The sequence below is a fragment of the Psychrobacter sp. Ps2 genome (assembly GCF_022129405.1).
GTDB lineage: Bacteria > Pseudomonadota > Gammaproteobacteria > Pseudomonadales > Moraxellaceae > Psychrobacter.
In genome coordinates, this window is sequence record NZ_JADQAM010000040.1 from 26,048 (window position 1) to 39,978 (window position 13,931).

Annotated in this window: 11 protein-coding genes and 2 tRNA genes; 8 read left to right on the forward strand and 5 right to left on the reverse strand. The window is 43.0% G+C overall.

From position 1 onward, the window contains the following. Positions 1-23: 23 nt before the first annotated feature. Positions 24-1,688 carry an AMP-binding protein gene (locus I3254_RS03950; protein ID WP_238051364.1) on the forward strand — a complete coding sequence of 555 codons (1,665 nt, stop codon included), beginning with the start codon at positions 24-26 and terminating at the stop codon, positions 1,686-1,688. 108 nt (positions 1,689-1,796) lie between these two features. On the opposite strand, the gene I3254_RS03955 is transcribed toward I3254_RS03950, so the two are convergent. The 4 genes from I3254_RS03955 to hemA form a co-directional block, all read right to left on the reverse strand. Then, positions 1,797-2,216, reverse strand: coding sequence for a DUF6691 family protein (locus tag I3254_RS03955; RefSeq protein WP_238051367.1), 420 nt, complete (start codon positions 2,214-2,216; stop codon positions 1,797-1,799). A gap of 243 nt (positions 2,217-2,459) precedes the next feature. Further along, positions 2,460-2,897 carry a YeeE/YedE family protein gene (locus I3254_RS03960; RefSeq protein ID WP_165597767.1) on the reverse strand — a complete coding sequence of 146 codons (438 nt, stop codon included), beginning with the start codon at positions 2,895-2,897 and terminating at the stop codon, positions 2,460-2,462. Between the two features lie 234 nt (positions 2,898-3,131). Further along, entirely contained in the window at positions 3,132-4,268 is a 1,137-nt protein-coding gene (locus I3254_RS03965; protein WP_238051369.1) for an aminotransferase class V-fold PLP-dependent enzyme, read from the reverse strand. A gap of 356 nt (positions 4,269-4,624) precedes the next feature. After that, positions 4,625-6,037, reverse strand: a complete 1,413-nt coding sequence (gene hemA, locus I3254_RS03970; protein ID WP_238051379.1) for a glutamyl-tRNA reductase — start codon at positions 6,035-6,037, stop codon at positions 4,625-4,627. 551 nt (positions 6,038-6,588) lie between these two features. Between hemA and I3254_RS03975 the strand changes: the two genes are divergently transcribed. The 3 genes from I3254_RS03975 (at position 6,589) to ispE (ending at position 10,436) form a co-directional block, all read left to right on the forward strand. After that, positions 6,589-8,559, forward strand: a complete 1,971-nt coding sequence (locus I3254_RS03975; RefSeq protein WP_238051381.1) for a tetratricopeptide repeat protein — start codon at positions 6,589-6,591, stop codon at positions 8,557-8,559. Between the two features lie 191 nt (positions 8,560-8,750). Beyond that, on the forward strand, positions 8,751-9,383 hold the full coding sequence (gene lolB / locus I3254_RS03980; protein ID WP_238051383.1) for a lipoprotein insertase outer membrane protein LolB: 633 nt from the start codon (positions 8,751-8,753) through the stop codon (positions 9,381-9,383). A gap of 90 nt (positions 9,384-9,473) precedes the next feature. After that, positions 9,474-10,436, forward strand: coding sequence for a 4-(cytidine 5'-diphospho)-2-C-methyl-D-erythritol kinase (gene ispE, locus I3254_RS03985; RefSeq protein ID WP_238051386.1), 963 nt, complete (start codon positions 9,474-9,476; stop codon positions 10,434-10,436). Between the two features lie 92 nt (positions 10,437-10,528). Here the strand turns inward: ispE and I3254_RS03990 are convergent, their stop codons facing one another. Then, positions 10,529-10,951, reverse strand: a complete 423-nt coding sequence (locus I3254_RS03990; RefSeq protein ID WP_238051389.1) for a hypothetical protein — start codon at positions 10,949-10,951, stop codon at positions 10,529-10,531. 338 nt (positions 10,952-11,289) lie between these two features. Between I3254_RS03990 and I3254_RS03995 the strand changes: the two genes are divergently transcribed. The 4 genes from I3254_RS03995 to I3254_RS04010 all read left to right on the forward strand — a co-directional run bounded on the left by I3254_RS03995 (position 11,290) and on the right by I3254_RS04010 (position 13,840). After that, positions 11,290-11,365, forward strand: a tRNA-Gln gene (locus I3254_RS03995). A gap of 240 nt (positions 11,366-11,605) precedes the next feature. Continuing rightward, positions 11,606-11,681, forward strand: a tRNA-Gln gene (locus tag I3254_RS04000). Between the two features lie 109 nt (positions 11,682-11,790). Then, positions 11,791-12,738, forward strand: coding sequence for a ribose-phosphate pyrophosphokinase (locus I3254_RS04005; RefSeq protein WP_057758042.1), 948 nt, complete (start codon positions 11,791-11,793; stop codon positions 12,736-12,738). Between the two features lie 421 nt (positions 12,739-13,159). Further along, positions 13,160-13,840, forward strand: coding sequence for a 50S ribosomal protein L25/general stress protein Ctc (locus tag I3254_RS04010; protein ID WP_101205141.1), 681 nt, complete (start codon positions 13,160-13,162; stop codon positions 13,838-13,840). The last annotated feature ends 91 nt before the right edge of the window (positions 13,841-13,931 follow it).

Consider the following 13,931-nt stretch of genomic DNA (forward strand, 5'->3'; position numbering starts at 1 on the left):
AAATACGATAAAGGACTATCATCATGACAGATTTCCATACAGGTCTTGGCAAAAATGCCGCCAACCATCAACCACTTACCCCTATTGATTTCATCATTCGCAGCGCGCAAGTTTATCCTAATAAGACTGCCATCATTTATGACGACCTAGAACACAATAACCTCACTCAGACATGGCAACAGACCTATACCCGCTGCCGCCAACTGGCTGATGGCCTGCGCAAATTGGGTATCGATAAAAATGATACGGTCGCCGTGATGCTACCGAACACGCCAGCGATGGTCGAATGCGCCTTTGGTGTGCCTATGTCAGGCGGCGTACTCTGCACCTTAAACACCCGCCTTGATATTAATGCACTTACCTTTTGTTTGCAGCATTCCGAAGCCAAGGTCTTAATCTTAGACAGCGAGTTTGCTGAGCATGCTGAGATTATTGATGAGACTTTTCCAGACTTAATCGTCATTCATTCAACGGACAAAGCTGTCGATGTCGAGCGTTTTGGGCTCATGAGTTATGAAGCATTGGTAGCCAGTTCAGACAGCTTGGATAATTGGGAGATGCCGACGGATGAGTGGGACGCTATTGCGCTGAATTATACCTCTGGGACGACAGGCAAGCCCAAAGGTGTGGTCTATCACCATCGCGGCGCAACTCTCAATGCTGTCTCTAATATTTTAGATTGGGACATGCCCAAACACCCCATGTATCTATGGACGCTACCGCTGTTTCACTGTAACGGTTGGTGCTTTCCATGGACCATCGCCGAGCGTGCTGGGGTCAATGTATGCTTGAGAAAAATTGATGCTGACTTGATATTGCAGCTGATTGCCAAGTATCAAGTTAGCCATTATTGCTCTGCACCGGTCGTGCACAATATGATTGCGGGTGGCAAACCAGAGTATAAAGAAGCTATCACCCATACGGTCAAAGGTTGGGTCGCGGGTGCACCGCCATCCGAAACCATGCTGGCTGCAATGGAAGCGATGGGCTTTCATATCTCTCACGTTTATGGTCTCACTGAAGTATATGGGCCAGTGACGGTCTGCGCTGAGCAAGAAGAATGGAATGAGCTAGATGTAGCCACACGCGCCCAAAAGAAATCACGCCAAGGCATGACATCACATCTGATGGCAGGGTTTGAGGTATTTAAACAAGGTACTACCGAGCCAGTCGCCGCTGACGGAGAAGAGATGGGTGAGCTGGCGTTACGTGGCAATATGGTGATGAAAGGCTATCTAAAAAGCCGCAAAGCTACCGAAGAGGCATTCGCTGATGGCTGGTTCCGCACGGGTGATCTGGGTGTTAAATATCCTGATGGCTATATCAAAATTATGGACAGACTAAAAGATATCATCATTTCAGGCGGTGAGAATATCTCTAGTATCGAGGTAGAAAACATCTTGTATAAACTACCTACGATTGAGAGCTGTGCCGTCGTCGCCGCACCAAATGATAAATGGGGCGAAGTGCCCGTCGCCTTTATCGAGATTCACGCCGGTAGCACGCTGCAACGTGATACGGTGATGGAGCATTGTAGTCAGCACCTAGCAGGTTTTAAAGTGCCGAAATATATTGTCTTTGCAGAAATACCTAAGACCAGTACCGGTAAAGTTCAAAAGTTTGAGCTACGCCAAGCGGCTAAATCATTGGCACACGAAACGCCAAAAGTAACCGCCAGTGCTAAATAAAACTGTTATTTATTAAATCATATCGTCAATTAACATTCATCAAAAAGGTCAGCTACATATAGCTGACCTTTTTTTGAGCGCTCGTCTATTTATAGAGAACTAGTTATGTTAACCAAGCTTAGGCTCAAGCCATTTATAAACCAGCATTCCTATAATCATGGCAGGAATAAACACATAGGCTTGCCATTGACCAGTACCGAGCAATACAATTCCAGGTCCCGGGCAGATACCAACTAGCCCCCAGCCGATACCGAACAACATCGCACCGATAAGTAATTTTTTATTAATGACAGTTTTGCTTGGCATATCAATCGGTGTACCAATCCAGCTGCTTTGTTGACGCTTTGCTAATCGTACACCGAAGAAAGCGACAATCAGACCACCGCCCATCACAAGAGCAAGGGAGATATCCCATGCACCAAATACGTCCAAAAACCCTTGTACCTTTATAGGATCAGTCATACCTGACACCAGTAGTCCCAGTCCAAACAGCAGTCCTGCTAGCAATCCGATTATATTTTTTAGCATCGTCGTATCTCGCTATTATTATCTTTTATTAACCATCATATGTCGTTCGCGTATGAGTCCGACCATCAGTCTTCATCTGGCAATCTGCCATGAGTTCGCTATATAGTCGATTCAATTTAAAAAGAATACAGTGCTTCTAGGATAAATTTTTCGAAGCCTCTGGAGTGCGAAGCACACAGCAAGCGAGGAAAGTTTATACTAGCAGAACACTATTTTAAACGTACCTCTTTTATATTGAACTGACTATAGTAGGCCTAGTACGTGACGACCGATATAAACGGTCACAATCCCAAACAGCATAAAGGTGACAGTCGCTGCCAATGACCGTGGAGACAGCCGTGCGTTACCACAGATACCATGCCCACTCGTGCATCCTGAACCTAAACGCGTGCCGAAGCCGACCAATAACCCTGCACCAATCAATAATGGCACGGAAGTACTGATAGCTACCTCAGGTAGCGGTCTTGCCAACTGATATAGCAGTGGTGAGATGACCAGACCCAGTATAAACAGCACCTGCCACATCTCTACACGCTTGGGCTTTAGTAGGCTTGAAAAAATACCACTGATACCTGCTATACGACCGATACCTAGCAGTAAGATAACCGTCGCTACACCTAGCATTAGACCCCCAACTAAGGAGATCGGCGTAAATGCTTGCCAGTCTATTTGTATGCTCATAACGGACTACCTGATTAAGTTTATTAAATACGTACTTGAGTATTAATTTATAAAAATACATTATATTATAAAATATAATAAAAAGGTAAAAAAATACTGAACCTAGCATGACACTAATGGTTCAGTATTTTTTATAACTGTAAAGACTGTACTGTAAAGGCTTTAAAAAAGGCGGTGAAAAAACTTAATAAGCTATCATATTACTATCTTTATCAGCCCTCTTAATTGTTATCTTTACTGGCTCAGCACTTTATCAAGTGCCGTTTCAAAACGCGCTACTGTGCTATCGATATCAGTCAATTTATCCAAGCCAAACAGGCCCAATCGGAAAGTTTTGAAGTTATCAGGCTCGCCCACTTTCAATGGTACGCCAGCCGCGATTTGTACCCCGATTTCAGCGAAGGCGCTACCCTTATGCATGTCATCACGATCAGTATAAGAGACGACAACGCCAGGTGCTTTAAAACCTTCAGCAGCGACGCTCTCAACACCTTTGGCTTCTAATACTTCACGGATACGTCTGCCAAGTATCCACTGTGCGTCACACAATTTATCAAAACCGATTGCTTTGGCTTCATTCACAGCATCACGGAACTGACGTAAGCTGTCTGTCGGCATAGTCGCATGGTACGCATGACCGCCATTTTCGTAAGCACGCATGATGTTCAACCATTGCTTTAAGTCGATACTAAAGCTATCAGATTCAGTACTGTCTACTTTTTTGACAGCAGTATCGCTTAGCATGACCAAACCAGCGCCCGGCGTACTGCTCCAACCTTTTTGCGGTGCGCTAATCAGTACATCGATACCCAATGCTTTCATATCTAACCATACGCAGCCTGAGGCGATGCAATCAATGACTAACAATCCGCCAACGCTATGCACAGCCTCGCTCAACGCTTTGATATAGTCATCTGACAAGATGATACCCGATGAGGTTTCGACATGCGGCGCAAATACCACTGCTGGCTTTTCTTCTTTGATTTTGGCTGCGGCAACGTCGATATCGACTGGAGCAAACGGTTTTGGCGACTCACTATCATCGGCACGATTGGCCGTAAGGACTGTAGATGATTTGGCGATTTTGCCTTTTTCTAGGATTTGCGTCCAACGATAGCTGAACCAGCCATTACGAATGATTAGACAGTCTTCATCATTTGCCAACTGGCGAGCGACTGCTTCCATACCATAAGTACCAGAACCAGGAACGATCACCACGGCGTCAGCGTTATACACAGATTTTAGGTCACTAGATAGGTCATTCATCACTTGCTGAAAGGCTTTTGACATATGGTTCAGCGCACGATCGGTGTAAACCACTGAATACTCTAATAAGCCGTTTGGATCGATATCTTGACGTAATGCAGGCATTGAACACTCCTAGTGTATGGTTAGATAATATGCGACATGGATCAGATAGCACTATAATCAAGTACTATTATTTGATGGTGAGGTCTTGCGCTGTCTAGAGATGCATTGTTTCTAAACAAATAAAAAACAACGAACACTGATGAGGTCTACTAACGTGAAGCTAATATATTTATAGTCATATTACGAGCAAACACCAGCACATATCTTGACCTAAGCCATCCATGAGAGCTTGATATTAGCACTGATACTGAAGGTTGACAACGATACGCTCAGGCAACGATATGACTTGCGCTATCGATCATTTATTGGTAGGTATTGGTTGATAAGTTTTGATTTATAAAGCCACGATAAAAACATCAATGCCCTCGATGAGCATCTTGTAGTCCTGACACCACGAAGTCTAGCAACTCACTATCGCCTTCGCGGGCAGCTTTACGCATCAGTTTCGATGGTGCATGGGTCAATGTTTGAGTCAGACGTCGTGACAGCTCAGTGATGATATCTTCTGGACTAACATCGTCCTGTTGCAGCTTAGCAATAGACTCATGCAGCAGCTTATCCACCTGACCTTGAGTACACGCGCGGTACTGCTGAATATCTTTACCAACTTGGCGAACCTGAAAGCGGCGATCTATTTCAACCACCAATTGACTCACTAGCAGCTCAGCATCCACTGCGGCTTGGCGACGCTGCTCGATATTACCTGCAATCACATGCTGCAAATCATCGACAGAGTACAGATAAACATCATCAATGCGGCTAATGGTCGAATCGATATCGCGCGGTACGGCCAGATCTATCATAAGCATTGGCTGATAACGGCGACGCTTGAGCGCTTGTATGGTCATTGTCTTATCAATCAACAAATCCATACTGCCACTACAACTACTAACGATATCGGCTTCCGCCAATACTTGCGGTAACTCTTGTAAGGGTCTAACGTCTACGCGGCGATTAGGGCCACGTAGCTCAGCCGCTAATGCTTCGGCACGTTCGGGATTACGGTTACAGATAATGACTCGTCCGACCCCTAGCCCTGCGATATGGGTGGCCACCAAGCGATTCATCTCGCCTGCTGCAACGACCAGTAGAGTACGACTGGGTAAATCATCAAATATCTGTGTGACCAATTTGGCAGCAGCAAAGCTAAGCGATACGGCCTGTGCGCCAACCTGCGTCTCATTACGCACTCGTTTGGCGGCAGCGAACACTTGATCGATAATCCAGCCGAGCTGATTACTGAGTACTTTTTGGTCTTGAGCCAGATGCACAGAGTTTTTGATTTGACCGAGAATCTGCGGCTCACCCAATATCATAGAGTCGAGACCAGCCGCTACTCTCAACCAATGAGTCAATGCATGAGTATCACGATGTACATAGAGATAAGGATCAATATCAACGAGTGGTAGTTGCTTGAAGTCAGCCAACCACGTTTTGATTTTGGTAATATGCGCACTAATCGCAGCAGACGAGATATTCATGCTACTACTAAAAGCATTATTAGATGATGACTGGCCAGCAGCTTTGACATCCTGTATATCGGATGATTGTGAGTCAGACAATTGGCTATTAGCATGATGCGACGTTGAAGTGTGCGGCACTAGCGCATAGATTTCGGTGCGGTTACAAGTAGAGACGATCACGCTACCATCAGTAAAGGCTTCTATTTGTTTGAGTGCGACATTTACATCGTCACCCACAAGCGCCAAGCGCTCTCGCAGAGCGACTGGTGCAGTTTTGTGATTGACCCCAATGACCACTAATCTCATTATCGATAGACCATAAACATGACGCTCAGTTGCCCCTTACGCTATCTTATTATTTTTAAAAGACAGTTTTTGACGACAGCGCTAAAAAGGAAGACCCTAAAAACCGCCTATTATATCATTATTGCGGGCTTTAATTAACACTCACCCATCTATGATAACCATATCTCTGTATCTGGTCGCAAATGTAACAAATCAACTACTTATACGATTTATAAAATCAATAGCTGGGTTTTGACTTATGGTCAATAATATAATGTTAAATCATTCGCTTACTCTATCTTAACTTGTTATATTTCTATAATATTCAGTTCGACAAACATATCTATATTTAATCATCTTCAGCATCATTCTTTGGTAACGTACTCGCTACTAGTAGCACATTCATATAGTCAGACATGCCAATATCTGAGTAACACGGATGCTATTGTTTATCTCATCGGTCTACTCTTATAATGTTCGTCATGGGTACATATTGCCAATATTTAACTTAAAATGATTAAAACAAACTTGCCTCATTTGTGTAGGTAAACCATGGGCGAATACGGCTATCTATGATTTTTTTTGGGTCATTACTTCGGTCACCACATCCCTATAGCGAATACTCTAGCTTCCGTGCTTTATTGCATGTCGCTATTGAGCGCCTGTGTCAACGGTATAAGCTAGCGTTGTCTCTAGCTGTGTGCCTGTGTTTGGCAGCCCCTGTTCATGCTAGCCATCCCGATGTATTGCTAGAAACAAAAATTCCTAAAGTATCCGTTGCTACCGATAATAAGGCAGCTAACAATAAGGTAACTGCCAATAAGCCAAATGGCAATAAAGTAAATGATAGTAGTGCTGCGATTGATACACCTTATAATGAAGATACGCTCACCATAGAAAACGTAAAAAACATTAATGGCCTAGCGCCAGCCAGCTTATGGCAGCCTGAGCTTAGTGAACCAAGCTTGTACGCTCTACTGGATGCCGAGTTTGCTGCTGATCGCGACGACAAACGACGTGCAGTTGCCGTTTATAAGCAACAGTCTTTTAAAGAAGATGCCACAGCCGTGTTTGAGAGAGCGCTTAGCCTGTCGTTGCGTAACGAAAGGGTTGAAGACTCATTACAGTTTGCCAAGACATGGCAGGACCAAAACCCTGACCATGTGCCTGCGTGGTTTTATGTCGCGCATTTGGCCTTACGTGCCCATGACTATATATTAGCAGGCGAGACTTTAAACCGCATCTTGCGCTATGACCCACGCGCAGACTTAAGCGAAATCCTTATAGGCATTTACCCAAATAATGATGATGACAAACGTGAGCTTCTTGCCGCGTTGCAGCCACTAGATAGCGAGCAAAATGCCTCATTGTCAGTGTTAAAAGCAGGTTTACTCTATCAGTTTAACGAACCTGAAGTCGCTATTGTTCATATTAATCGAGCGCTAGAGCGTCAGCCAGACTACGTGCCTTTTATCACGTTAAAAGCGGATATATTGCGTAAAATTGTCACCGCAGAGACTGTCATCAATTATGTCAGTCAAGCTCGTCTACGCAACCCTGATAGCAAAAGCTTATATTTATATGAGATTCGCTATCTATTAGATTTAAAGCAAAGCGAACAAGCTTGGAAGTTACTACTTGAAGCGCATAGCCGTTTCAATGATGATTCTGAGATTACGCTGCTCGCAGCTTTAGTAAGCCTAGATATTGAAGAGTATACTAGCGCCGATGAGCTACTCAATATGCTTGCTAAGAGTCCAGCTTATCTTGATCAAGCCTACTATTATCTAGGTATCAGTGCTGAGCGTCAGCAGTTGTTCGATCAAGCCAAATACTATCTCAATGGTGTCATGCAAGAGGATTTGGTATTAGAAGCTCGTAGAAAAGTAGTGGCGTTTGAATTACTCGATAACGACGTCGATGGGGCAATCGCGACGTTAGAGAAGCTGCGCAAAGACTTCACAGTATTCGCGCCTGACACTTTTGTCATGCAAGCCGATATCTTGTGGCAACAAAACGAATCTGATGAAGCACTGCGTCTACTAACTCGTGCCGCTCGTAAATATCCTGACAATGAGATGCTACTCTTTGCACGGGCTCAGCTGCTAGATGATAAAGAAGACTATGTCGTTAAGCGTACCCTGCTTAACCATTTGCAAGCATTAGATCCTAGCAACTTATCCTATCAGTTGAGCTATGCACAGTTACTACTGGCAAATGAGCGCAGCTCAGAGCAAGGACTGGCACTAGCGACAGCGATTATTCAGATTCGCTATGATGATCCACGTTATGATAACGACCTACATCTGCAAGCCTTAAATGTCTTGGCAGGCAATGCATTAGCCAAAGAGAACTATCAGCAGGTCATCGACTACCTACAGACACCTTATGATGTGCTACCGACCTTGCGTTCAGGCACGCTGTTATTGCGCGCCTACCAAGGCTTAGGTAACAATGACAAAGTTGAGGCATTACTCGCCGACTTGCAGCAGCGCTTCTCATTTGGACAGCATAATATCAATGACCGCATACAGCTGTATTAATAGCGCTGATTTTGGATATGTTATTCGAGTTTTGTAGTCACAGAGATATGATAGCTGATAAGGTTTTTATAAATAACGAAGCATTTATAAATTACAAGGTCGTTATAAGAAGCTAACAGCCATGCATAACCGAGCAACAAATAACGCTTAAGCTAATATCCTTGTTCATCTTTCCATTTTGAGAAACTATTATGTCAGCATTAATCACTTCTTATAAACCAAATAAATTGGCTCTGTTTACTGCTATAACTGCAGCAATGGTCATTACCTCTGGTTGTCAGTCATTAAAAACAGCCAACGCGACCAACCAACCGACAACGACGGTACAAGGTCAAAACGCTGATCAACCAAAAAAGCTAGAGAGCTTTAATATCACCGGTAAAATTGGGGTGACGACGCCTGCGAATGATTCGACAGGTACTCAAGGTGGTAGTGCATTTTATGCATGGGGTCAGCAAAACGACCGATTTGCCATTGAGCTGATTGGCGCACTTGGTATTGGTAAAACCAACATTGAATACAATGGTCAGACCGCTACTCTAGTTAGCGAAAAGACAGGTACCTTGACCGCTGACGATCCTGAAACCTTGCTAAAGAAAGCCACTGGTTGGCAAGCACCAATTTCACAAATGCCTTATTGGATTTCTGGTCGCCCAGCACCTTCAGATAGTGCGCCACAAATGGATGAGCAGAATCGTTTAGTTAGCTCAGTCAATGGTGAGTGGACAGCCAGCTTTACTTATAAAGGTACAGATAAGCTACCTAGTAAAATTAGCGCAGTACAACCACAAGGCAACAAAGTTGTAATGACGATTAACCATTAATCCATCATTGATTAATGATATGAACTACGCTAAAAACCATCATTGCTAATTAAGATAGCTGTTTATAACTGCACCGTATGATAAAAAAATATGACTGAAAATATAGCCGAACTATCTGTTTCTATGATTACTCGTTTATCACCTGCAAAACTCAATCTATTTTTGCACATCACTGGTAAACGAGCCGATGGCTATCATAATTTGCAAACGGTATTTCGCCTACTTGACTGGGGCGATTATTTGCATTTTTCGGTTAGCAACGATGTCGTAATTTCTACTATAGCTAGTGAATTAAGCGCTAATCAACTCTGTCATCAGCTACTGATATTAGATGGTGCAGAGGCTATCACTATTAGTATAGAAGACAATTTAATTTTCAAAGCGGCACGCGCATTGCTAGCATCTGCCATACAGTCAAACACTTTACCTGAGCAGTTAGCAAAAGTGCATATCACTTTAGATAAGCATTTGCCAATGGGCGCGGGTCTAGGCGGTGGCTCATCTAATGCAGCAACGACTATGCTAGTGCTCAATGAGGTTTGGCAGCTTAATTTTACTTGTGATGAGCTTATAAAGATTGGCGCAACTGTGGGTGCGGATGTACCAATATTTATATTTGGTCAAGACGCTATTGCCATGGGTATTGGTGAAGAGTTAACTGCCATTGACTTACCTGACCAGCACTATTTAGTACTGACGCCTAACGCTCATGTCAATACCGCTACCCTATTTGCACACCCTAAACTACAGCGAGATATCGCGCCCTTATCAGTTACAACTATCCAAAACCAATACGCTGACTATGTACAAACGCTCACTACGCCTTATCATAATGTCTTTACCCCAGTGGTCACGAGCCTCGCTCCTGCTGTTGCAGATGCCTTAAGTTATCTACAGGGGTTAGAAGCGCAAACACTGAGCACAGCACGAATGACTGGCTCTGGTAGCGCGGTATTCTTGCCGTTAGATGCGAGTATTGCCAGTGATAAAAAGCTATTGGCAAAGTGGGTTGAAGGTGCGCCTTGTGAAGCGTTTATGGTTGGGAGTTTGTAGGATACTATTTAAGAATTAAGGTGTGTTTAACGCTCCCTTTTTGAAAAGTTCACATTATCTATGTGTTCTAGGCGCACTCTACTCAAACTTTGTTAAGGTGCATATCCTATTATTGACATTCCAGCACACGACTCGTTTGCAATATCGCTATATAAACTTATTAAACTAACAAAGCTCTCCAATTCATATTTATGAACGCAAAAACTTTGCAAGTCTATCATTTTGAGAGTATCAACAAAATTTCGAGCACTTTTTTGGTCATTAAATATGTAAGGATTATCACTATAATTCTCTCGCACATGGTGAATCAGATTAGCTAACTCTTCTAAGCCTTCATGCCTAACTATTCTTTCAAATATAGTATCTTCATCAAAAAATATAGCGTGTTCATCCATATGCGAATCATTAGCAATGTATTGTGCATCAAATTCTTCATAATCCTCAGGAGTATGTGGATAAGCTAGGTATAAATGAAACCTTAGTAGTTGTTGTCCTTTGTCATACTCTGTTGTCATATTACTTTTCCATAAATAGTTTGTTAGAAAGCTCATCTAGAATTAATAAAGCATAGAGCATATTTTTAATGAAATATAGCATTAGGCGCTTAAATTATCACAAAGTTTCACAATCTTGTGATCTCTACCTTAAGAGCAATGAACTCATTACTTTAGTTGATATGTCAGATAAAAAACTTTCTAATTTAATAGAACGATAATAACAACTGACCTCAATCATGACTTTGATTGCGAGTCGATATTTTTTATCAACATCAGTACATCATCAATAAATCCTATAAAAAAGCGCAAAATGACTTGCAAAATCTGAAAATTTACTTATAATAGGTCGCCACAATAGGGGTATAGCCAAGTTGGTAAGGCATCAGGTTTTGATCCTGACATCCGTTGGTTCGAGTCCAGCTACCCCTGCCATTTTTTAGTACGAAGCGTTAGAGATACATCGAGTATAAGCGGTTTATAGACAGCCACTTATCTTATTGTCATTGACAACGTTATCCCAGTTTCGGTATAGTTCGCAATGGACACCGCTAGGGAAAAGTTATGTTTTAAACGGTTTATCCGTTTTTTAGATAACTGACAGGTCATGACACTATATTAAGAACGACTACTTAGTCGCTATTAAATATCGGTTGTTCATAGCCTAGACATTACAGGGGTATAGCCAAGTTGGTAAGGCATCAGGTTTTGATCCTGACATCCGTTGGTTCGAGTCCAGCTACCCCTGCCATTTTTTACTGTAATAGTATACTTCAACACCTTCACCACTCTTTTCTTAATTTGAGCAGTTTGACACTGCTTAGCGGTCGCTGCTTGAGTCAATCAATAGGACTTCTGTCATGCCTTATTTGGCGATTTTTACGGGTAATGCCCACCCAGAATTAGCAAAAACCGTAGCCGATCATCTTCACATACCTCTTGGTAAAGCTGACATCACGCGTTTTTCTGATGGCGAAATTGCCGTGGAAATCAAAGAACACGTACGTGGTAAAGATGTGTTTATCATGCAGCCTACTTGTGCACCGACCAACGACAACTTGATGGAAATCATGATGATGGCTGACGCTTTGCGTCGCTCTAGTGCTGGCCGTATTACAGCTGTAATGCCGTATTTTGGTTATGCTCGTCAGGATCGTCGTCCACGCTCAGCTCGTGTACCTATCTCGGCTAAAGTAGTCGCTGACATGTTAAACATCGTCAGTATCGATCGCGTAATGACTGTTGATTTGCACTCAGATCAGATTCAGGGTTTCTTTGATATCCCTGTAGACAACATCTACGGCACACCTGTATTGCTAAACGACCTACAAAAGCAAGACTATGACAATATCATGGTTGTTTCACCTGACGTAGGCGGCGTGGTTCGTGCACGTGCGATGGCCAAGCAGTTAGGCGATACCGACATGGCAATTATTGATAAGCGCCGTGCTCGTGCCAATGAGTCACAAGTAATGCATATCATTGGTGATGTTCGTGACCGTGATTGCGTTATCGTTGATGATATGGTCGATACTGCAGGTACATTGTGTAAAGCAGCTGAAGCATTGAAAGAAAATGGTGCACGTCGCGTCTTGGCTTACATCACGCACCCTGTCCTATCAGGTAACGCACTGAAAAACATCAGCGAATCTGCATTAGATGAAGTGGTTGTGACCGATACAATTCCACTATCTGCTGAAGCCAAAGCCTGTAGCAAAATCCGTCAGGTAAGTATTGCACCGATGCTGGCTGAAAGCTTACGCCGTATCAATAACGAAGAATCTATTAGCGCGATGTTTGACGCTTAAACTGATACAGTTATTTTTAAAACAGCTATTGCAGTAATTTTTAGTAGCAATGACTGTCATAAGACATCTTGAATAGTTAAAAAACAGAGCGTCAAGTATCATTACTTGGCGCTCTGTTTTGTGTAGGCGTTTTGCGTAGGTCTTTATTATTGCTACAGAATCACGTATAATGCGCGCCTGTGCTGACCTTTTCGTTGTTTTTATTAGGCTAGCACTATCAAAAGTGCTGATCATGCTTAACAGCAACCATCGTTATGGTAATTATCGTAGCGAGCGCTGCTATAAGCAAATGGCTAAGCTTAGACATTGCGAGTTTTCTTCGTAACGATAATATTAGCTATCATCACGTATTAGTGGATTGGTCGCAAATCCACTTTTTTATGACCAGACACTTCATCATTTTTTTTATAGGATTATATCCATGAGCATTAATCATTTTGAACTAAACGCCGTTGATCGTGCTGCTGAACTACAAGGTAAAGGTGCGAGCCGCCGCCTACGTAAGCAGAACCTAGTTCCTGCTATCATCTATGGTGGTAACGAAGAGCCAACAGCTATCTCTATCAAGCTTAACGAACTAGTAAAATCACTAGAATTCGAAGCGTTTTTCTCACACATCTTGACTATCAACGTTGACGGTGAAGAGCATCAAGCTGTTATCAAAGACTTGCAGCGCCATCCAGCTAAAGGCTTCCCAATGCATGCTGATTTCCAGCGCATTGTAAAAGGTCAGAAAATTCACATGAACGTTCCTGTTCATTTCACTGGTCGTGAAGATGCGCCTGGTACTGCTGCTGCTGGTGTACTATCTACTCTAGTATCTGATATCGAAGTTATCTGCTTACCATCACAACTTCCTGAATACCTAGAAGTAGATGTGTCTGGCATGGAAATCGGTGATTTGTTCCGTCTATCAGACATCAAACTTCCTGAAGGCGTTGTTATCCATGAGCTTGAGCTAGAAGACGGTCATGACCGTACTATCGTTAACATGCAGCCACCAACAGTAGAAGAAGTTGATGCTGATGCTGACGTTGATGCTGATGAAGTACCAGCAACTGAGCAAAACGACGGTACTGACGAAAACAAAGACAGCGAGTAATATACTATTTCTAACTAGTGCATTATTTTGTGCTGGTTAGTGATACATTCGTTTAGTCAATAAGACAGCAGGTGATTAAAATCTCCTGCTG